This window comes from Plantactinospora sp. KLBMP9567 (genome assembly GCF_033446045.1).
GTDB lineage: Bacteria > Actinomycetota > Actinomycetes > Mycobacteriales > Micromonosporaceae > Plantactinospora.
The window spans coordinates 1-21,651 of record NZ_JAWQRR010000045.1; the positions used below are offsets into that span (position 1 = coordinate 1).

At 69.7% G+C, this 21,651-nt stretch carries 15 protein-coding genes; 12 read left to right on the forward strand and 3 right to left on the reverse strand.

Annotated features, from left to right (window positions below; translation table 11 throughout):
• The 6 genes from R6Y94_RS34005 to R6Y94_RS34030 form a co-directional block, all read left to right on the forward strand.
• Window positions 1-324, forward strand: a 324-nt coding sequence (locus tag R6Y94_RS34005) for a hypothetical protein (RefSeq protein WP_318400357.1), incomplete at its 5' end; no start/stop codon positions are given.
• Window positions 291-3,260 (forward strand): thioester reductase domain-containing protein, encoded by a 2,970-nt coding sequence (locus R6Y94_RS34010; protein WP_318400359.1) that lies wholly within the window; start codon window positions 291-293, stop codon window positions 3,258-3,260. The genes R6Y94_RS34005 and R6Y94_RS34010, both read left to right, overlap by 34 nt.
• The gene (locus tag R6Y94_RS34015) at window positions 3,241-4,470 is read left to right on the forward strand and encodes a cytochrome P450 (protein ID WP_318400360.1); all 1,230 of its coding nucleotides are present in this window, start codon (window positions 3,241-3,243) and stop codon (window positions 4,468-4,470) included. Before R6Y94_RS34010 ends, R6Y94_RS34015 begins: the two co-directional genes overlap by 20 nt.
• 12 nt (window positions 4,471-4,482) lie before the next feature.
• On the forward strand, window positions 4,483-5,430 hold the full coding sequence (locus tag R6Y94_RS34020) for an ATP-binding cassette domain-containing protein (RefSeq protein ID WP_318400363.1): 948 nt from the start codon (window positions 4,483-4,485) through the stop codon (window positions 5,428-5,430).
• A gap of 33 nt (window positions 5,431-5,463) precedes the next feature.
• Window positions 5,464-6,219, forward strand: a complete 756-nt coding sequence (locus tag R6Y94_RS34025; RefSeq protein ID WP_318400365.1) for an ABC transporter permease — start codon at window positions 5,464-5,466, stop codon at window positions 6,217-6,219.
• A gap of 58 nt (window positions 6,220-6,277) precedes the next feature.
• Window positions 6,278-7,594: a glycosyltransferase gene (locus tag R6Y94_RS34030; protein ID WP_318400367.1), complete on the forward strand. Its 1,317-nt coding sequence runs from the start codon at window positions 6,278-6,280 to the stop codon at window positions 7,592-7,594.
• A gap of 221 nt (window positions 7,595-7,815) precedes the next feature.
• Here the strand turns inward: R6Y94_RS34030 and R6Y94_RS34035 are convergent, their stop codons facing one another.
• Entirely contained in the window at window positions 7,816-8,178 is a 363-nt protein-coding gene (locus tag R6Y94_RS34035; RefSeq protein WP_318400369.1) for a LuxR C-terminal-related transcriptional regulator, read from the reverse strand.
• The gene (locus R6Y94_RS34040; RefSeq protein WP_318400370.1) at window positions 8,171-9,514 is read right to left on the reverse strand and encodes a glycosyltransferase; all 1,344 of its coding nucleotides are present in this window, start codon (window positions 9,512-9,514) and stop codon (window positions 8,171-8,173) included. Before R6Y94_RS34040 ends, R6Y94_RS34035 begins: the two co-directional genes overlap by 8 nt.
• 472 nt (window positions 9,515-9,986) lie before the next feature.
• On the opposite strand from R6Y94_RS34040, the gene R6Y94_RS34045 reads away from it, so the two are divergent.
• The 6 genes from R6Y94_RS34045 (at window position 9,987) to R6Y94_RS34070 (ending at window position 18,845) form a co-directional block, all read left to right on the forward strand.
• Window positions 9,987-10,637, forward strand: coding sequence for a class I SAM-dependent methyltransferase (locus R6Y94_RS34045; RefSeq protein WP_318400372.1), 651 nt, complete (start codon window positions 9,987-9,989; stop codon window positions 10,635-10,637).
• A 15-nt stretch (window positions 10,638-10,652) separates the two neighbouring features.
• Window positions 10,653-11,528, forward strand: a complete 876-nt coding sequence (locus R6Y94_RS34050; RefSeq protein WP_318400374.1) for a hypothetical protein — start codon at window positions 10,653-10,655, stop codon at window positions 11,526-11,528.
• Window positions 11,529-11,548: 20 nt separating this feature from the next.
• Window positions 11,549-12,322 (forward strand): sulfotransferase, encoded by a 774-nt coding sequence (locus R6Y94_RS34055; RefSeq protein WP_318400375.1) that lies wholly within the window; start codon window positions 11,549-11,551, stop codon window positions 12,320-12,322.
• Window positions 12,312-14,564: a glycosyltransferase gene (locus tag R6Y94_RS34060; protein ID WP_318400377.1), complete on the forward strand. Its 2,253-nt coding sequence runs from the start codon at window positions 12,312-12,314 to the stop codon at window positions 14,562-14,564. The genes R6Y94_RS34055 and R6Y94_RS34060 overlap by 11 nt, the downstream gene beginning before the upstream one ends.
• 13 nt (window positions 14,565-14,577) lie before the next feature.
• Window positions 14,578-15,720, forward strand: coding sequence for a glycosyltransferase (locus R6Y94_RS34065; RefSeq protein ID WP_318400379.1), 1,143 nt, complete (start codon window positions 14,578-14,580; stop codon window positions 15,718-15,720).
• 299 nt (window positions 15,721-16,019) lie between these two features.
• Window positions 16,020-18,845, forward strand: a complete 2,826-nt coding sequence (locus R6Y94_RS34070) for a helix-turn-helix transcriptional regulator (protein WP_318400381.1) — start codon at window positions 16,020-16,022, stop codon at window positions 18,843-18,845.
• Between the two features lie 3 nt (window positions 18,846-18,848).
• Here the strand turns inward: R6Y94_RS34070 and R6Y94_RS34075 are convergent, their stop codons facing one another.
• Window positions 18,849-21,647 carry an ATP-binding protein gene (locus R6Y94_RS34075; protein ID WP_318400383.1) on the reverse strand — a complete coding sequence of 933 codons (2,799 nt, stop codon included), beginning with the start codon at window positions 21,645-21,647 and terminating at the stop codon, window positions 18,849-18,851.
• Window positions 21,648-21,651: the final 4 nt, after the last annotated feature.

The window sequence follows — 21,651 nt, forward strand, 5'->3', positions numbered from 1 at the left end:
CACACCCACCTCACCCAAGCCCTCACCGCACTCACCACCAACACACCCCACCCCCACCTCACCCAACACCACACCCCACCCACCACCACCCCACACACCACCTTCCTCGTGCCCGCCGCAGCCCAGGACCCCGATTCCCTGATCGCCTGGTGGCGGGAACGCGGCGTAGTCGCGGACACCGTGCTCACCGAGGACGATCCGCCCTCACCGCACTCACCACCAACACACCCCACCCCCACCTCACCCAACACCACACCCCACCCACCACCACCCCACACACCACCTTCCTCGTGCCCGCCGCAGCCCAGGACCCCGATTCCCTGATCGCCTGGTGGCGGGAACGCGGCGTAGTCGCGGACACCGTGCTCACCGAGGACGATCCCGAGGAGTTCCGCACCGCCGTCAAAGCGACCGCGGAAGCCGGCGCCGAGATCTTCGTCGAGCTGGGCCCGCGCGGTCTTGAGCACCTCGTCCGGCAGTGTCCCGGTGGGGAAACAGCCCTCTACCTCCCGACCTACGCCCCCGACGACCCAGACCCGGAACACCGGCAACTCATGCAGCAGTCCCTCGGGATGCTGTGGACGCGTGGAGTCGCGGTCGACTGGTCCGCAATCTGCCAGCGCCCGGAGAAGATTCCGGATCTTCCGCGCTACCCGTTCGAGCACCGCGACTACTGGGTCCCGTCGCTGCGGCAGGAAATGGCCCTCGTACCGGCCGACGAAGGCGTCGCACTGCGGCCGCGCGTCACCGAATCGGCGGCCGGACAGCTCATCGCGGAAACGGAGCTGTCGCTGGCGGCGCTGCCGCTGCTCGACGAGCACCGCGTACACGGCCGGATCGTGGTCCCCGCCGTCGCCTTCCTAGAGCTGATGCACCGCTGCGCACACCGCGCCCTCGATGGACCGTTCGCCCTGCGGAACCTGGCGCTGACCCGGCCGCTGATCCTCGCGGACGACGCCGCACGCACGGTGCAGGCCATCCTGGATCCGGACAGCGGCGGGCACGCCCGCATCCGCGTCTTCGCACGCGATCCGCAGAGCGGCTGGCAGCAACTACTCGAAGCCGACGTCGTCTCGGCCGATTCCGGGAACGCCGACGAGTTGGAACCGGAGGAGTTCGAGCGGGCCCGCAGCCGGTGCCTCGACGAACTCGACCACGAAGAGTTCTACCGACGGGCCTGGCATCCCTCCTTCGCCCTGGGCGCGAGCTTCCGGCTGGTGCAGTCGGCGCTGCGTGGCCGGGCGGCCGCGGTCGGGCTCGTCGCGGCGCCGGACCCGGAGTGCGCCGCACTGACCGCCGGGGTGCGGTCCGACCTGCTCCTGATGGACACCTGCGTGCAACTGATCGCGGTCGCTGCCGGCGCTGGCGCCGGAGCCGAACGGCCGGTGTACGTGGGCACCGGCTTCGAGGGCATGACGGTCCAGCGAAGCTTTACCGACAGCGAAATACGCTGCACCGCAGTCCTCCGCGACGGCCCCGCTCGCGGTCGGGACGACGGCGTGGTCGGCGACGTGTCGATCACCGACGAGGACGGGGTGCTCTTCGCACTCATCAGCGGCGTGTCCTTCCGTCCGCTCACCGCGGAGACCGTCGAGCGGCTGACCGCCGCGCCGGCGCCCGTCGGCGCCCCGAAGCAGGCCCCGGGGCGCGCGAAGGTGAGCCGACCCGACCCGTCGCGGCTGCGCCAGGCAAGCCCCCAACAGGCGCGACAACGCCTGGAGCAGTACCTCGTCGCGCTGCTCGGCTCGATCGAGGGCTGCGAGGCGGAGGAGATCGACCCTGCCGAGCCGGTGATCACCCGGGCCGACTCGCTGATGCTCGCCGAGTTCGTGACCGCGGTCGACCACGACCTCAGCGTGCGGCTGTCGATGCACGTCCTCTTCGACTCCGCCTCGCCGGCCTCGCTCGCCACGACGATCGCCGACGAGATCCGCACCGCTGCCCCTGAAACCGCCAAGCCCGCCCCCGTGCCGGACGCGTCGGCGCCGACCCTCGACCCCGTGGTCGCCACGCAGCCCAGCCCGCTGTCGATCCTGAAGACGGGCAAGCTCACCCGGATGAGCGTGGACGAGATGGCCGCACGGGCCGCGCTACCGCCATCGATCGCCGCCGCCGAGCCGGCGTCGCATCCCGACAGCGCACCGCGTGGCACCCTGCTGACCGGTGCGACCGGCTTCGTCGGCGCCTTCCTCCTGGCCGAGCTGCTCGAACGGCGCGCCGGCGACGTCTACTGCCTGGCCCGGGCCAGCAGCCCGCAGCGAGCGCTGGAGCGGATCCTGACCAACCTCGACACCTACGGCATCGACGTCGCCCGGCACCGGTCCCGGATCGTCGCGCTGCCCGGTGACCTGACCGAGCCGGGCTTCGGCTTGGCGGACGACGCGCTCGCCGACCTGCACGCGCGGTGCGGGGACATCGTGCACTGCGGCGCCCAGGTCAAATGGACCTATCCGTACAAAGCACTGGAACGGGCGAACGTGTACGGCACCCGCGAGGTGCTGCGCCTCGCCACTATGGGCGGCCCGGTCCGCCCCGTGCACTTCATCTCCACAGTCGGGGTGTTCTCCTCGGTCGAATACGAGCCGGACGCCGTCTACGAGTCGCAACTGCCGATCGAGAGCGGACCGCTGGCGGTCGGATACGCGCAGTCGAAATGGGTCGCCGAACAGATGATCCGCACCGCGCACGAGCGGGGCGTGCCCACCACGATCCACCGGATCAACACTGGAGGGGACAGCCGCACCGGTGCGTTCAACCGGCTCGACCACCTCAGCATGATGCTCAAGGGCTGTATCGAGGCCGGGGTGGGGCCGCAGGAGGTCAACGTCCATCTCCAGCCGGCGCCGATCGATTATGTCGCGGCGGCCGTGGTGGAGATCGCCCGCCGCCCGGAACTGAGCGGCGGAACCTTCCACCTGGTCAACGACACCGAGCTGACCTGGCCGCAACTGTTCGACATGGTGCGCGAATTCGGCTACCCGATCGACCTGACCACCTTCGACGACTGGCGCGACCGGATCACGGGCTCGCGTTCCGGGACGATGGCGCTACTCGGCCTCGTGCCGTTCCTGGTGGACACCATCGACGACGCGCGGGTACCGCGCTTCGACTCGGCATGGACCCGCCACGCCCTGATCGGTACCGGACTGGTCTGCCCGCCGCTGACCAGCGGGCTCGTGCACACCTATCTGCGAAGGTTCATCTCCGCCCGGTTCGTCGCCGACCCGAAGGGAGCAGTCCGTGCAGTCCGTAGCGAATGAGCCGATCATCTATGACCCGGCCGATCCCGAGCACCGCGTCCGGCCCTGGCCGATGTACCGGCGTCTGCTCGAGGAGGCCCCGGTACACCGCATGGCCGCCACCACCGTCGACGGCGAGGACTTCTACATTCTGAGCCGGTACGACGACGTGGCGATGGCGCTGCGGGACCGCAGGCAGTTCTCCTCACACGTGCGCCGGGGCGACTTCCTCGATCTGCCGATCATGGTGAACCGGGACGCCCCGGACCACACCAGGTTGCGCCGGGTGACCAACCGTGCCCTCGGGCCACGCGCGCTGAGCTCCCTGAACGGGTGGATCCAGCAAACCGTCGAGGAACTCGTCGAGGACCTGCTCGCGCAGCGCTCCGTCGAGTTCGTCGACCAGTTCAGCACCGCGCTGCCGCTGCGGGTCGTCGGCGGCATGCTCGGCTTTCCGATGGAGCGCAAGGCCGAGATGCAGCGCTGGTCCCAGGCGGTCATCGAGGTCTTCTCCGTGATGGGCGGGCTGGACCCCGAACTCGTCCCGGGCTTCTTCGAGGACTTCATGGGCCTGGTGGGCTACATCGACGAGCTGGCCGCCGAGCGCGTCGGCTGCCCGCACCGCGGCGACATCCTCAGTGACCTGGTCTGTCGCAGAGAGTCCGGGGACGTGGACCACGACGAAATGGTCGGCCTCGGCTGGTCCTATGTCGCCGCCGGCATGGAAACCACCATGAACCTGCTGGGTGGTGGGATGAGAATGCTGCTGGAGGACCGGCATCTGGGCCGGGTCTTGACCGCGGACCCCGACCGCACAGATGATTTCATCGACGAATACCTGCGCCTATACACCCCGACTCCCTGGTTACTGCGCCGCGCAGAGGTAGACGTTGTTTTGCACGACACGGTGATCCCCCGCGGCGCACTTGTGCACACGCTGCTCGCCGCGGCCAATCGGGACCCGCGCAAGTTCCCGGACCCGGACGCGTTCGACCTGGACCGCCCGAACAAGGAGGACCACATGGCCTTCGGCGCCGGCCCGCACTTCTGCCCAGGCGCCGTGCTCGGCAAGCTGTTCGCGGGCAAGGCGTTCCGGGCCATTTACCCGCATCTGGACCGGATGTCGATCGACCCGGAGCGGCCGCCGCGGCTGCGTTCCCGGCCCGGCACTTATGGAATCGAGTACATGGGACTGCTCATCGAGCCGGAGACGCGCGCGGACGCGTCCTGAAAGCGAGAAAAAATGATCGAAACTATTGGTCTTGGCAAAACATTCCGCGGTCGTCGCGGGCAGGTCGAGGCGGTGCGCGGTGTGGACCTCGTGGTGGAGCCCGGAGAAATCTTCGGCTTCCTCGGGCCGAACGGTGCGGGTAAGACGACGACGGTCCGGATGCTCGCGACGCTGCTTCGGCCGTCCTTCGGTCGGGCCACGGTGTTCGGCGCGGACCTCGTCGAGCAGCCGGCCGAAGTGCGCCGGCACATCGGCTACGTCGGCCAGCGAGGCGGCACCGACCCGACCATGACGGCCTGGCAGGAGCTGATCATCCAGGGCCGGTTCCAGGGCATGACCAAGTCCGCGGCGCAGGCACGGGCACAGTGGGCGGTCGACGCCTTCGAACTGGGCGAGTGCGCGGATCGGCGGACGGGCACGTACTCGGGCGGGCAGCGGCGGCGCCTCGACCTGGCGCTCGGCATGGTGCACTCACCCAGACTGGTCTTCCTCGACGAGCCGACCGCCGGCCTCGACCCGCAGAGCCGGGCGAACCTGTGGGTCCAGGTGCGCAGGCTGCGCGAGGAGGGCATGACCGTCTTCCTGACCACCCACTATCTCGACGAGGCGGACGCGCTGTGCGACCGACTGGTCATCATCGACCACGGCCAGGTGGCCGCGGAGGGCACGCCGCAGGACCTCAAGCGTGAGATCGCCGGAGACATCGTCGCGGTCGGCGTGGCCGGCGACCCGAAGATCGGCCGCAAGCTGCTGGCGGAGCAGCCGTTCGTGCGGGAGGTGGACGACACCGACCAGCAGACCATCCGGCTGTACGTGGACAAGGGAGACACCGCGCTGCCGCAGGTGATGCGCCTGCTCGACGCCAACGGGCTCGAACTGCGATCGATCACGCTGGAGCGGCCGTCGCTCGACGACGTGTTCCTGCGCAAGACCGGCAGGTCGCTACGCGATGCGAAGTGACACCGCCGCCCCCGGACGACCAAGGAGTACACCGTGAAGATCGCAAGCGAGACCTGGCTGGTGTTCCGGCGCGCCGTGACCCGGACCATCCACAGCAGGATGGGGGTGGCGGTGATGTTCGTCCAGCCCTTGTTCTTCCTGATCCTGTTCGCCCCGCTGCTCAAGAGCAGCCTGCGCGGGGCAGACCCGGATGACGTGCTCAACCTGTACTTCCCGGGCCTGCTGGTGCAAATGGCGATATTCACCTGCCTCTACGCCTGCTTCTCACTGGTCACCGAGACGCACTTCGGCGTGCTCGAACGGTTCCAGGTCACCCCGGTCAGCAGGTTCGCCCTGCTGCTCGGGCGGAGTCTGCGCGACGCGGCGGTGCTGCTGTTCCAGTGCACGATGATCACCCTGCCGGCGATAGTGCTCGGGCTGCGCCTGTACCCCGTCCAACTGCTACAGATGGCGGGCCTGCTGTTGCTGCTCGCCCTCTCCATCGCGCCGCTCTCGTACGCCCTCGCGCTGATCTTCAAGACCAACGAGGTACTCGGTCCGGGGATCAACCTGATCACCATGCCGCTCCTGCTGCTGTCGGGCATCTTCGTGCCGATGACGTACGCACCGGACTGGCTGCGCTGGCTGTCCCTGGCCAACCCGCTGACGACGGTGGTGGAAGGCGCCCGGGAACTGTTTGCGGGACATGCCTGGAACAGCGGGGTCGCGTGGGCGTTCGGCCTGGCGATTGGCGGTGCCGTCCTGTCGCTCGCCTTCGCCGGACGGCTGTTCGCGCGCGTGGCGGAGTGACCTCGGACGCGTTGCCGGCGCGGCGGAGTTCCGCCGCTGTGGCGGGAGGCTGACCCACATGACAACGATCCTTGTCACCACGCACGCCATCACCGGGCACCTGCGCTACGCGACACCCTTGGTGCGGGAGCTGGTCGCCGGGGGCCACGACGTGCTCTGGTACACCGGGAGGGTGTTCGAGCCCCTGGTCGTCGGTACCGGCGCGAAGTTCGCACCGATGAGCACGCGCGCCGGGGCCGACGCCGGCGCCGCGGACGCGTTGCGGAGCGCGCCGGGCCGAACCGGTGGCGTAGGCGGCTACGGCGCCACCGTGCTGGAGGTGTTCGTCCGCCCCGTGCCGGCCTTCGTCGCGGACATCGACGAGCTGATCGACTCCTTCGCGCCCGAGGTGGTGGTCTCCGACCACAGTTTCCTGGCCGGGATGTTCGCGGCCGAGCGCCGCGGCATCCCCCAGGTGGTCTTCTCGACCGGCGCCCTGCACGTGTCGAGTGTGGACACGGCACCGTACGGTACCGGCCTGCGGCCCTTGCGCGGGCCGCTCAACCGGATACGCAACCGCCTGCTCTACCACCTGGTTCGCCGGGTCGTGATGCGCGAGCCGCAGCGGGCCGCGACCCGGATCCGGGCGGCACTCGACCTGCCGCCGCTCGATGGCTTCTTCTTCTCCTGGCCGCAGCAGATCGTGGACCGCTACATCCAATCGAGCATCCCGCAGCTCGAATATCCACGACGCGACCTGCCCGGCTCGGTGGTGTTCTGCGGACCGACGCGGTTGGACGGATTGGACGCCTGGGCTCGGCCGGCGTGGTGGGGTCGGGTCACGCAGGCACGGGCTGCCGGCCGGCCGGTGGTGTTCGTCACGCAGGGTACCGCCGCCACCGACCCGGAGAACCTCCTGTTACCGGCGATCGACGGGCTGGCAGACGCAGACATGCTGGTGATCGCCACGTCGGGCGGCCGCGATCCGCGGGAGGTGCTGTCCGCGGACCGCCACCCGGCGAACGTCGTGCTGGAGCCGTACATTCCGTTCACCGAAGTGCTGCCGCAGGTTGACCTAATGGTCACCAACGGCGGTTTCGGAGGTGTGCAGACCGCGCTGGCGCACGGAGTGCCGCTGGTCGCGGTTGGCAACTCGGAGGACCACATGGAGAACAACGCCCGGGTGGCGTGGTCCGGTGCCGGCGTGTGGTTGAAAAAGGAGCGGCAGACGGCCGAGCGGATTCGCCACGCCGTGCGCACGGTGCTGACCCGGCCGGCGTACCGCGCCCGGGCCCGCGAAATCATGACCGCCTACGAGCGCTTTCCGGACGGCGCGCAAGCGGCGGCGCGGGTAGTCCTGGACACCGCGGCCTTACGCAAGCGCGGGACGGTCTGACCGCGCCTACCGATGCGACGCGGCACGCCACTCGGCCGCCGAGATTCGGGTGGCCCGTCGGCCGGCCCGAATGGGAGCTGATCCGTACGGAATGTCAGATCGCCCAGGAGCTCCGGGCGGGGGACCGACAGCCACCGGTTCCGGCGCGGGCAGGAGCACGCTTCAGGTCCACGCCGCCGGTACCTCGGGTTGCCGTACGGAACAGGCTGGGTCGACGAACGCTATTCGTCGGCGACGAACTCCCGCAGCACTTTGGGCGGCCAGGAGCCGGAGTCGAATATGCCCAGGGAGTACGCCCTGCCGACCAGAGCCGTCCGGTTCGGCACGCGGAATCTGCGCAGCAGCCGTCCGATGTGGTAGCTGACGCCCTGCTGACTCAGAAAGAGGCTCGCCGCGAGCTGCACGCTCGAGGCGCCCGAGGCGACACCCTCCAGGATGAAGGCGTCCCGATCGTTCAGCGGCGGAACTCTGCGGCGGGGCGAACGGGTCACCGCAGCCGGGAGGGTCAACTCGACCGCGTCCCTCCGGTGCGGGTCCCACTCGCTTCTCGACGCGAGTCTGCGGAGCTGGACCGGGTCACCCATGCCGGCGATTCGCCGTGAGGACGGGTACCCGGGTGCCGATCCGCTGCGCCTCGGCCAGAATCGCCGAGCCGAAGGCACTCCAGAGCCCATCCAGCCTCGACGTGATCACGACGGTGTCCACCGCCTTGTCCGGTAATGCGGTTTGAATGCCCAGGTTGTGACGCACGTCGTGGCGCGCGCCCGCGCCGTCCGCGAGGAGCCGGTCCACGACCTGCCGGTCGAAATCGGCGAGCACGCACGACTGCGTGACGGCCGGCACGACGGCGCCGGCGCCGAACACCGCAACGCGCTCATGGGGCGCGATCGGCTCGAACGCGTGCGCCAACTCCGCAGCGACGGTGAGCCCGGCGCATTGGCGGGTCCAGTCCGCCACCTGGCGGTTGAGCGTCTCCAGAGTGGCGAGCGCAGGCCCACCGGGTGACTGCATGACCAGCCAGCCGAGTTCGAGCGGCGGCTCGGCGAACTGGTATTTGTCGAAGAAGCTCCGGGCGTTGCGGTGGAAGCCCGCGAGGTTCACCGCCCCGTCCCGCTCGTGCGGTGACTCGATCGCCCACGCGTCCAGGCTCAGGTGAATCCCGGTACCGTTGCGTATCAGCCGGTAGCCCAGATCGACGTCGTCCAGGCCCCAACCGCGGAAGTCCTCGTCGAAGCCGCCGACCGCCCAGAAGTCGGCGGCGGGCACGGAGCAGTTCGAGCTCCAGAACAACTCCTCCGGGAAGATGCGGTTCCGCAGGTCGAAGCCGACCTTCTCGAACTCGCCGTGCCGTGGGTCGCGAAACCCCGGCTCGTCCCGATAGCGGTCCACCACCTGCTGCGGTGTCAGCGTCCGAACCGCCGCGGCCAGTCCGGGTGGGCACCGGTAATCCGGATCGTCGGTCTTCCGTGGCGGGTATCCGTACACGTAACCGGCAACCGCCCGGCCCGGCACGGCGGGTGGGGTGTGCGCGCGCAGATGCGCCGCGAGCAGATCCGGGCCGGCCAGCGTGGCGCAGTCCAGGAAGACCAGCAGGGGTGCGGTGGCCAGCCGCGCGCCGGCGTTGCGCACCCGCGTGACGCCGTTGTCGCGCACCGGCCCGGCCGGGGCACCGAGATCCTTCTGAAAGTGGTATTTGAACCACAGCCTGCCCGCGAAGGATTCGACGATGGACCGCGTCCCGTCGCGCGACCCGTCGTCGGCGACGACCACCTCGTACTGGTCGACGGGCAGCGTCTGCCCGCACAGGCTCTCAAGCGTCAGGCGCAGATCCTCGGCGCGGTTGTAGGTGGGGACGATGACTGAAATCCGCGGCGCCGCGTCGGCACCGCCACCGGCCGACTCGCCGTCTATCTCCGACACTCGACTCTCCTCGGAGTACGCATCGCCGAAGCGGCTTCCCACAAATACCCAAACAAGCATTTGGCAGTGAACCTTTTCAACCTGAACCGCGCGGCGCTCACGCACCGCGTCCGACCCTGCGGTCCGTCGAACCGCGAGGGGAGGTTGAAAAAGGTTCAGTGATGACGGTCAGCAACCTAGCCGGGATCCCAAGGAGCGGTCAAGTCGTCGGAGCCAATCTCCTGGCTCCGACGAAAGTCAATGCGCCGACGGGTTGTCCCTGGTCAACTGCGCATCGGCTGGCCATCGCACAGTCGTTAGCGATCACAACTACTCGTTGGTATTGCGTAGTTTTACCTAACGCACTCGCTAGGACGATCTGGTAGAACTGCTGCAGCGTTCCACGTCGGCCGGGTCCACCATGCGCGCACGGGACACCGGCCCGAACGCCACGTACCACAGGTGGCACGATCCCTACCTCAGGCGGCGACCCATGAATGATCAGCTCTGGCAGGACGTACTCGCGCTACAGGTTCTGGCCCCGCTGTCATCGAGCTATCTTCCATGGAATATGGCGGCAATGCGGCCCAGCGGCGTCGTCGCCGTGCTCAACGAGATCATCATCAACCGGCGGCGATGCATCGTAGAGCTGGGGGCCGGCATCTCGTCCATCTACATGGGGCGCCTTCTGCGACAGCGCGGAGGACATGTCTGGGCCGTGGAACACGACGAACAATGGGCAGACGCCGTTGAGCAGGAGTTCGCGAACGAGTCGCTGGAGGACGTGGTGACGGTCGTGCGTGCCCCGCTGGCGCCGACGGAGTCGGCGTGGCCTGACGAGGAGAACGCATGGTACGAATCGGAGGCCATTCGACGGACGATCGCCGACCGGACGATCGACCTGCTCGTCATCGACGGCCCGCCCGCGAACGACGTCGCACGACAGCACGCACGATATCCTGCGATTCCATTTTTCGCCCCGCTGCTCGCGGACGATTACACCATCGTGCTCGACGACGTCGACCGGCCCGGCGAGCAGGAGATCATGAAACGCTGGGAACGCGATCTCGAAATCAGCTTCGAACATCATATGCTCGCCGGAGGAATCGGCATCGGCCGGTCGCGGTCATCATTTGCGGTGTGAATCCCGGGAGGCACCATGAAGGTCGTCACCATAGCATCCGATCTCGATCAGCCCTTCCTGCAACGACTACTGGTCCCGTCCTGCGGCATACTCGGACTCGACCTGATCATCCTGCACTCAGCCAAGGAAGGCTTTCGGCACAGCGACAAGCGGTCGATCTTCACGGATTATCTCGCGCGGCACGCCGAAGCCGACGAGCTGATCGTGTTCACCGACGCGTACGACACGTTGTTCGTTCGGGGAGAGCAGCATATCGAGGATCTCTACACGAGCTTCTCGCAGCCGGTCGTGTTCGGCGCCGAAGCCGGTAGTTGGCCGCTGGGCGCCCTCGGGTTCGCCCTCCTGGACACTCCCCCGGTCTATCCCTACCCCTTCCTCAACAGCGGTGGTTTCGTCGGCCCGGCCGGCGTTCTGCTCGATCTCTGCAACAGATACCCGAAGCCCCCGAGCGAGCGGTTCGAACTCCTGGAGAAGTTGCGACTGTTCGACTACGACACCGACGAGCGGTACGCGTTCAGCGACCAGTACTACTGGACGCTGGTACAACTTGTCGAAGGCGGGACGGTAGCACTAGACCACAAGGCCCTGCTCTTCGAGAACCTCGGGCCGCGCGTACCGGACGTGTGGGACCTGAAGATCTTGCTCGGCCACTACGAGTTCTATGCACAGGACCGGAAGGCGGCCAGCTACCGGGAGGAGCGCGAACGGCTCGAAGAGTTGCTGCGAACCCCCAGCCAGGCCGCCCACATCCATTTCTCCAATCCCATGAGCAAGGCCGCGGTGCTGGATCTGCTCGACGAAGGACGGTTGCCCGACTGGCTTCGCGAGGTCACCGGATCCAGCCCGCCTGGCACACCGGGACCGACGATCCTTTCTCACGAACTCAGGTGAACAACCACGCGGAGGCACTCGTGCGGACCGACCAGGGGGCTCGGCTCGTGGAGAGGCCGGTCTTCATCCTGTCGGCCGTCCGATCCGGATCGACCTTGCTTCGCTGCATTCTCAACACGCATACACAGATCTACGCACCACATGAGCTTCATCTGCCCTCCACGAAGGTCGAGGTCCCCACCTGGTACGCCGAACTGGCGCTGCGGACCGCCGGACTCGTCGGCGAGGAACTTGACTTCCTCCTGTGGGACAGGATCCTCCATCGCCTGCTTGAAGCAAGTAAGAAGTCATTGATCGTCGAGAAGACGCCCTTGAACTCCCTGTCCTGGCGTCGGCTCAGCGAGTGCTGGCCGCAGGCCCGCAACATCTTCCTGCTGCGCAATCCAGCACACATCATGAAATCAGCGCTGCAGGCGGGGCCCGATCCAGAGTCCGAGGTCGTCCCTATCGTTCTCAAAATGATCGACGGGGTTGAGGAAGCTCGGCGGGAGTTGCCGGGCATCACGGTTCGGTACGAGGATCTGATAGCTGAGCCGGTCGAGACGACGAAGGCAGTCTGCGCCTATCTTGAGGTTGGCTGGGAACCGAGCATGCTGGAGTACGGCCGGGCAGACCACGGCCCGTTCCAGCCGGGAATCGGCGACTTCGGCACGGCTATTCGCTCGGGTCGGCTCCAGCCCCGGCCGGAACGGTCGACCACCGAGCCCGTTCCCGACTACCTCGAAGATCGATGCGCACGCTGGGGTTACGGAAGGTCCTCGTCAAGCGCGACGGAGATACAGGATGCCGGCTGAGCCCTCGACGTCAACACTCACGCTCGACCTGACTCGGCTTCCGCCACCGTCCAGCTTCTGGCCGGCTCGCGGGACACCGGACGTTCTGCCGTTCCAGGACGCCACCTTCGATCGCGCCGTCATCGGACTGGAGGTACTCAACGTCTCGCGGCTTCAACGGTTGTTCGACGACCTGGGTCGCGTGGTGGTGGTCGGCGGCGAAATCGAGTTCGTGGCGCGCGACGACGATCTCGTCGACGGTCTGAAGATCCGCTTTCCGGACATGATCGCGGCGATTCTCCGAGGTTTCGACGTTCACTCCATCACGTCGAACGACGGTCGCGTCGTCATCCAGGCGCGGAACCGGACCGCTCGAAAACCAGTCGACGTACGTGTAGAGACCATCGATTCGACCGCCGATGCCGCCGCCGCGCTCATGTGCATGATACGCGACCGTGATATCGAACAGACAGTCGGCGATCGTTCGCCGACCGCCGGCCGGCCGTGGCGGATCGACGTGGCGAACAGCAATGGAACAGCGGCGGAGACGGTCCGGTTCGAGTCGGCCAGTCTTCCGACCGGGCCGACGCGGCGGCCCGACCTCCGCGTCGCGGCCGTCCTTGGTGAGCGCTCGCGCTCGGCGCTGCGGTACGAGTTCGCGTTGGAGCCGGTATGGCGGGACTCCTGGCCTGCGGCGTTCCGCCCCGACCCGCCGCACCTCCTGCTGGTCGAGTCGAGCACCCCGGCCCGCGGTACGGGCGGTCCGTTCACCGCGGATGGCGGGCTCAGCCGATGGACCCTGGACCTGCTCGACCGCTGTCGGCAACACGCCGTTCCCACCGTTTTCTGGAACAACGACGACCCGCTGAGCTACGAGTCCCTTCTGCGCAGCGCCCGCCACTTCGACTGGGTGTTCACCGTGGACGCGAGCTGTGTAGGCCGGTACCGGACGGACCTTGGGCATGACCGGGTCGGCGTGCTGCCGTTCGCGATCCAGCCGCGCATTCACAATCCGGTGGGAGCGTTCTCGCACACCGTCGGCGACATCGCGTACGCGACGTCAGGTCACGATGCCGACCGTCGGGCGGAGGCGGAGCAGATCGACAATCTTCTGGGCGCCACCGCCGATCTCGGGTTGCACATCCTCTCGCTCGGCGAGTCCGAATCCCGTTCCGGGCTACCCACCGGCTCCGAGAACAACGTCGTCAGCCGTCTGGCGTATGACCAACTGCTGAGCGCGTACCGGCGCTATCGAATCCTCCTCAGCGCGAACCCGGCACCGGACTCCCCGACGAGGCTCCCGCCCGAACTCCTGGAATCGCTGGCCTGCGGTACTCCGGTGATCAGTGGGCCCTCGTCCGCGATTGCTCCGATGCTGGGCTCCGGTGTGGTGGAGATCGGCTCCGACACGTCATCGTCGCGGATGCTGGTCAAGGCCCTTCTGGCGAGCACCGAGCTGAGGGACCGCAAGGCGGTGGAAGGTGTCCGGCGGGTCATGCGGGACCATACCTATGCGGGCCGCGTCGACGACCTCCTGAGGACCGTCGGCCTCGACGCCGCTCCCCGCGCACGTCCGCTGGTCTCCATCGTGGCACCGACCCATCGGCTCGGCGGGTACGAGAGCATCATCAGGAACGCGGGTCGACAGACGTACCGGGATTTCGAGCTGATTCTCGGGCTGCATGGCGTCGATGAACCGGAGTCCCGCATCCGAGATGTCGCGCGCGACCAGGGGCTGCACAACCTCACGATCGTACGACTGCCGAGCGAGCGGTCGCTGGGGTCCGTGTGCAATGAGCTGATCGAGGCCGCGTCCGGGACGCACGTTGCCAGGATGGACGACGACGACTTCTACGGTGCGCACTATCTGGAAGATCAGATGCGCGCCTTCGAGTACACCGAGGCGGACGTCGTCGGGAAGTGGACCAGATTCATCTACCTGGAGAAGCTACCCGCGCTCGGGGTGATCTTCCCAGGCAACGAGCATGTGTACGGACCACCCCTGTGCGGCGGGACACTCCTGATGCGCCGGGATCTGTGCGACGCGGTCAAGTTCGCCGACCGGACGAGGGGCGAGGACATCGCGTTCCTCATCGACTGCGCGCGACAGGGGTGCGCCACGTACGCGACCGACCGCTTCAACTACGTCTACGTGCGCCACGCCGACAAGTCACGGCACACCTACCAGCCGGATGACCTGGACCTGCTCTCCCGGACCAGGATCGTGTCGTTCGGCTCGTCGCTGGAGCACGCGTTCGTCTAGAATGGACAGTCGCATGAGGGTTGTCTTCACCGGGGCTCCGCTGCTCGGTCATCTCCTGCCGCAGTTGCCGACGGCCCGAGCCTTCCATGACCAGGGACACGCCGTGTCGCTGATGGTGCCGGAGTCCGTCGCGAAGGTCTTCGCCGCCGAGCAGTTCGAGATTCTTCCCGCCGGCGCGGATGCGAGCGCGCTCCAGGCCGAGGTCCTGCGCCGTACGGGTGAGGACGTGTTGGCGGGGGCGTCGCTCGGAGCGCAGCTTGAGGCGTTCGGCAACGCCCGGATCGACCTCTCCCTGGCGGAGAGTCTGGCCACGGCCAGGGCCTGGCGGCCGGATCTGATTGTCGTCGACCCGGGGGACGTCCTCGGGCCGCTGGTCGCCGTCCTGTTGGACGTGCCCTTCGCCACGCTGACGTACGGGCCAGAGGGTTCGGAAGAGTTCCGGCTGGCCTTGAACGATAATGTGGCCGGCCAGTACCAGAGCCGCGCATCGGCGCCCCGGCAGGCCCGTTGGGTGCTGGACGTCTGCCCCCCGGGTCTGCAGATCGACGAGTGGCAGGTGCCCGACGGGTGGCTGCCGGTGCGCCCGGAGGCTCACCGGGCCCCACGAGGCCAGCACACCCCCGCGCTCCGAACGCTGGTCGGGCGACCACGGATCCTGGTCACCTTCGGCACCCTCTTCACCGACGCCCGGCGGCTCAATCCCATCCTGCGGGTACTCGCCGCCACCGGCGCCGCGCTCCGGGTGCCCGTCGGGCTCACCGCCTCGGCCGACGACTTCGACGTCGACCACACTGCCGTCGCCTTCGAGCCGTTCGTGCCGATGCACGACCTGCTGGCCGATATCGACCTGGCGGTCTGCCACGGCGGCGCCGGGACCGTGCTCGGCGTGCTGACCGCCGGGCTGCCCATGGTGGTCGTACCGCAGGGCGCGGACCAGTTCCTGCACGCCGAACGGGCGGCCAACGCGGGCGCCGCCATTCAACTCCTGCCAGACGACTTCACTCCGGAAGCTCTCGCCCGGGCCGTCGACACGCTGCTCAGCACACCGACCTACCGGCGCAACGCCCGCAGGATCGCCGATCAGATCGCCACCATGCCCTCCCCCGAAGAAGTAGTCACCACGCTGGCGGCAGCCTTCGTAGCCAGCCGGGGATAGACGTTCGCGATCGACCATCCGCCCCGGTCGCCGAGCGGGTCAGGCCACTTCGGCGCCGACGTCAACTCGGACGTGGGCAACGTCGGCGCCGGCGGCCTCCCGGACGCGCGGCTCGCCATGATGCGCACTTTCCGCATGGTCGCGGCGAAGGGCATAAATGCGGATCCGTTGCAGAACTGTCGGAAGAGACCGTTGTTCATGGGCAATTGATGGTAGTTGTCATCGGCCGACAGGCCCTTCGGCTGGCCGTCCATTCGGCGTCCAGTGGCGATCCAGAGGCGGCCGGCACCCTGAGCGCCGTGGGTGATGAGGTGACGCCGATGGTGGGACGTGCCGCCGAACTCGAACTGCTCGACCGGGCGCTGTCGATGGTCGCGGCCGGCCGGTTCACCGGGGTGGAGATATCCGGCGGGCTGGGCGTCGGCAAGACGCGGCTGCTGTCCGAGCTTCGGCAGCGGGCCGCGGCGGCGGGGTTGTCGACCTGCTCGGGCCGGGCCGTCGAGGTGGAGCAGAGCCGCCCCTACGGGTTGTTCGCCGAGGCGTTGGGCCCGCTCGGGTGGCGCGCGCCGGAAAAGGCCGACCGACTGGATGTCTACTATGGAGTTCACCGGCTGCTGGGCGGCGTGCTGCTACTGGACGATCTGCACTGGGCCGACCCCGCGTCACTCCAACTGACCGAGCACCTCATCCGCCGGCCGCCACCGCGGCCACTGCTGATCGCGGTCACCTTCCGGCACACCCGGCCGCCGGTGCGGGTGGTGGACGCCCTGGTCGGCCACGGGCCGGCGGCGATCCGGATCGGCCTGGCCCGGCTGGGTCCCAACGACCTGGAGAGTCTCCTGCCGGATCTGCCGCACCGCCGGCGCGAGCTGATCCTGCGGGCCAGCGGTGGAAGTCCGGGCCTCGTGCGGGCGCTGTGCCGGCTGAGCGACGATGCGCTGGCCGCGCTGCTGTCGGGCGGGGACCACGACGGAGACCGGGCCATCGGCGGCACGGCACGGGACGTCCTCGCCGGCCTGGCCGCGGAGATCGTCGCGCAGGATCCGGACACCCGAGCCGTGGCGCAGGCCGCCGCCGTCGCGGGCGACCAGGCCACCGTCGACCTCCTCGCGCACGTGACGGGACTGACGGTCACGGCGGTGACCTCCGCCGTCGACCGGCTGTGCTGGCTAGGTCATGTCGAGGTGTACGGGACGCGGTTCGGATTCCCGAACCCGGTGCTGCGCGCGGCCGTCCGGGCGCTGGTGGGGCCCGCCACCCGGGTGGGACTCCACGCGCGGGTCGCCGGCTACCTGCGCACGCACGGCGGACCGCTGCGGGCGCTGGCGCATCACACCGAGCGGTCCGCCGGGCCCGGCGACGAGACCGCCGCTCGTACCCTCGTCGACGCGGGCCTGTCGTGTGTGTTCTCCGCCCCGGCGCAGTCCGGCCGGTGGCTTGCCGCCGCGCTACGGGTCCTGCCGGAGGGGGACCCGCGGCGGCCGACCGTCACACTGCGGTATGCGCGCGCCCTGGCCCTGACCGGCGACCTGAACCGCCCTCAGGCGGTGCTCACCGACCTGCCCGACGACCCGGCCGAGCTACCCGACGAGGCTGGGACACGGGTGGGGGACGTGCGGGCGCTGGTCGCGCAGCTTCGGGGTGATGCGGACGAGGCCGCGGCGATCCTGCGCGAGCTGCTGCGGCGCAATCCGCCCGGTACGGCGGCGGCCGAGGTCGGGCGCCGGGTACGGCTGGCGGCGGCGGAGGCGCTGCGCAGTGCCCCGGGCGCTACCCGGATACACGCCGAACGCGCGCTGGCGGGCGCGGGAAACGACCGGTCCGTGCTCGCCGGGATGGCGCATGGGTTGAGCGCGGTGGCCGCATTGTCCGAGGGACGTATCGCGGCGGCACGCATTCACTTGGCCAGTGCGACGGACTTGGTGGATGCCGCCGCCGACGAGTCCCTGTGGCCACACCTCGACCTGCTCGGCACGGTCTCCTGGGCGGCGGCGGACCTGGGCGACCTAGCGGCGGCAGGCCGCCACCTGGCCCGGGCCAGGGAGCTGGCGGAGGACACCGGCCAGCGCGGCGTGCTGCCGTACCTGCTGGTGCTGGAGGCCGCCCTGCATACCCGGGCCGGCCGGTTGGTCGCGGCGCTGCGGCTCGCGCGGGAGGCCGGTACCGCCGCCCGGCGCGCCGGCAGCGCCGAGCTGGCGGCGATGGCGGACGCCGTGCTGCTGCGACCGCTGCTGTGGACGGCCGGTCCCGGCGCGACCGCCGCCGTGGCCCGCCGGCTGGCGGACGCCGACCGGCCCCGCACCGCAGCGTGGCGGCGGATCGCGGGGCTGAACCTGGCCGTGGCGGCGCTGGCCGCCGGGCACCCGCAGGAGTGCCTCGACCGGCTGGCCATCGGCCCGTCCCCGTCCCAGACATTGGCCAACGCATGGACGGCGGCACCGGCCAACGTAACGGCGGCGGCACCGGCCAACGCCCCACCCGACGCACCACCACGAGCCACCGCGGCACCGCCAGCCCACGCATCACCGTCGGTCGAAGCGCCGGCCGCCATGCAAGCGGAGGCGCTGCGGGCGGTCGCGCTGGCCGGCACGGGCGACCTCGGCGCAGCCAGGATGGCGGCAGAGCGGGCGCAGCTAACCGCGGCTGGCGCCGGCCTGCCGTACGAGCTGGGGCTGGCCGGCTACGCGCGGGCGTCCATCGCGGTACGGGCGGGCAGGTCGGGCGAGGCGGCCCGGCTGGCCCGCGGTGCGGCCGCCGACCTGGCCACCGCCGGCGCCCCGTTCGACGCGGCGCTCGCGGAACACCTCGCCGGTCGCGCGCACGGCCGGGCGGGTCACGTCGAGTGGGGGCGAGCGGCGTTCGATCGCGCCCTCGGCGGCTACCGGGAGTGCGGCGCCGGCTGGCTGGCAGCCGTGGCCGTCGCCGAGCGGGACCGGCCGGCGCGCACGTTGACCGCCCGAGAGCGGGAGATCGCCGGCCTGGTCGCGATGGGCCTGACCAACCAGGAGATCGCGGCGCGGCTGTTCCTGAGCCGGCGGACCGTCGAGTCGCACCTGTCGCGGATGTTCGCGAAGCTGGACGTCCGCTCCCGAACCGGACTGATCAACCGGCTGCGCGCGGCGTGACCATCAGGGTGTGGTGGTCCGGGGCCGGCCGGGGCCCATTGGGACGAGTCCAAGGTCGCCGAGCGCGGCCGCGCCGCGCTCGGCATGGGCACCACCGGCGAGCACCAGGGTCCGTGCGGACTGGTAGCGGCAGCCGACGGCGTCGAATGCAGCTGCCGCGGCGAGCAGCGCCTCCTGGTCGCCGTCGAGCAGGGCTTCGGCTCGTCCCACCAAGGCATCGGCCACCGGGTTGCCGGCCACGATGGTCCGGGCCTCGGCCAGGCGGTCGCGGGCGTCGGGGCTCCCGGCGAGTACGGCGGCCTCGGCGCGCAGCGCCACGTACCAGTGGAGCCAGATCCAGGTGACCCACTTCCACACCTCGCCGGGCTCGGGCACCATCCGCTCCAGCGCCTCTGGTGCCTGCCCGTGGTGCAGCAGGAGCATCGCGTCGAAGACCGCCCCGTACCCGTAGACATGCTCCGGTGGGGTGCCGAGCTGATTCAGGACAGCACGCCAAACGCGGCGGGCCTCCCGGTCGTCGCGCAGACCGTGGATCATCGCAACGCCGGCCGCCGCCGGACTGAGGACCGGCCTGGCGGGGCTGCCGGCCCGCTGCCACGCTTCGAGGAACCGGACACTGCCGGCGAGTACCTCGTCGACGTTGCCCGCCAACGCGTCGGCCACCAGCAGCCAGCTCGTGGCACGATGGCCGACCTCTGCCAGCAACGGGTGATCCGCGAGTTGCCGCGCCCACCGGCGGGCGCCCGGCAGGTCCCCCGCACCGAGGTTGGCCTCGGTGGCCATGCCGAGTGCGTCGATCAGCTCGTGGGTGCTGGCCGGGGTATCCGGCGCGGACGAGAGCAGCGCGATCCGGCGCTGGGCCGTGGCCGCGACGGCGAACGTGTCACCGGCCCAGCTCTGGGCGCCGGTGAGCGCATCGAGAGCGGCGGACTCGGCGAGCGGGTCGCCCGTACGGTGCGCGAGTTCGACCGCCCGTTCGGCGCGCGCGATCGTCTCCGGTACCGCGTTGTCGGGTGGGCCCTGGGCGGCGCCGAACGCGTCGGTGAGCACTCCTGCCTCGGCCAGCGCCACCGCAGCCTGGGCGACCCGGTCATCGCCGGCCAACTCCCGCGCCTCGGTGAGGAGCGCGATCGCCTCCTCCTGTGGCGGGATCCGTGCGAATTTGGTCGAGAACCGGTAGGCGTTGGTGGCGGCCGTCGCCAGGTCAGCGGCGGCGCCGGCGGTGTCCCCGGACCGGTGGGCTGCCTCCGCGGCCGCGCGGTGGAAGCCGTACATCTCATCACCGCGCATCCGGCATCCGGCCACAGCCGCGGCCTGCCGGAGCATCGACGCGGTGGCGGCCGGGTCGTCCGCGAGCGCGGCCGCCTGCTCATAGCGCCGCTGGGACTCGCCGATCAGGTGACGGGTGAAGGTCAGCTCCGCCAGGCACCGGGCGAGACGATAGGCGTCCGCGCGCTGCTCCGGCCGGTCGGCCGCCCACGCCAGGGCCGCGCGGAGGTCGTCGGCCACCGCGTCGAATCGGGCTCGCCAGTCCGCTCCTGCCTCCGCCAGCCCGGTAGCCTCGGCCAGGCACCAGCGAAGGTGCCGGGATCGGGCGTCGACCAGCTCGCCAGCCTCGGCGATCCGCTCCGTCCCGTACTGGCGGATGGTCTCCAGCGCCCGGTACTCGGTACCGCCTGGGGAGGCCGTCACCACCAGCAGGCTCTGTTCGGCGAGCCGGGCCAGTCCGTCGGCGACAAGGCCTTCCTCGGAGCCGGCGACCTCCGCCGCCGCCGAAGCGGTGAACGGCGCCACAAAGACCGACACCCGGTGCAGCAGTGCCCGGTCGGCCGGCTCCAGCAGGGCGTGACTCCAGTCCAGCGCCGCACGCACCGAACGGTGCCGGTCATCGGCACGGGAGCCACCGGTGAGCATCCGGAGCGGATGGGACAGGGCGGCGGCGATGCCATCCAGCCCGAGCGTGGGACACCGGGCGGCGGCCAGCTCGATCGCCAGCGCCATGCCATCGAGCCGCTCGCAGATCGAGGCGATCTGGTCGCGCAGCGCGGGATCCAGCGGCCGACCCACCGCCGCCGCCCGCTCCATGAACAACGCGACCGCGTCGGACCCGCCGTCGACAGCCAGCGACAGCGGCGGCACCGGATACACCCGCTCGAACGGCACCATCAGCCGCGCCCGGCTGGTCGCCAGCACCGTCACTCCAGGGCAGGCTGCCAACAGCCGCTCGAGAAACAGCGCCACTCCGTCCACCACGTGCTCGCAGTTGTCCAGCACCAGCAACGCGTGATGGTCGGCCAGCGCAGCGACCACAGACTCCGTCATGTCTCGGCCGGGCTGCTCGCCGAGGCCGAGCGCCCCGGCGACCGCGGTCGCAATCATGCCCGGGTCGGTGGTCGGGACCAGGTCGACGAACCACACCCCGTCGGAGTACCCGCCTGCGGCTTCCGCGGCCACCGCCAGCGCGAGCCGGGTCTTGCCCACTCCGCCGGGGCCGACCGCGGTCACCTGCCGGTGTGCCTTGATCATCTCGGTCAGCTCGGTCCGCTCGCCCACCCGGCCGATGAACGAGGTCAGCGGGGCCGGCAGAACCGGCGCCGGGTGAGCCCGGCCGGTACCGGCCAGTTCAGGCGCACGCTGGGCAAGCGCACGCCGATCCGGGACCGCCAGCTTGCGCAGCAGCGAAGAGACGTGAGTCTCCACGGTACGCACCGAGATGAACAGCCGGGCCCCGATTTCGGCGTTGCTGAGATGTTCTCCAACCAGCGCGAGCACCTCGGCTTCCCGAGGGGAGATGTCAACCATTGCC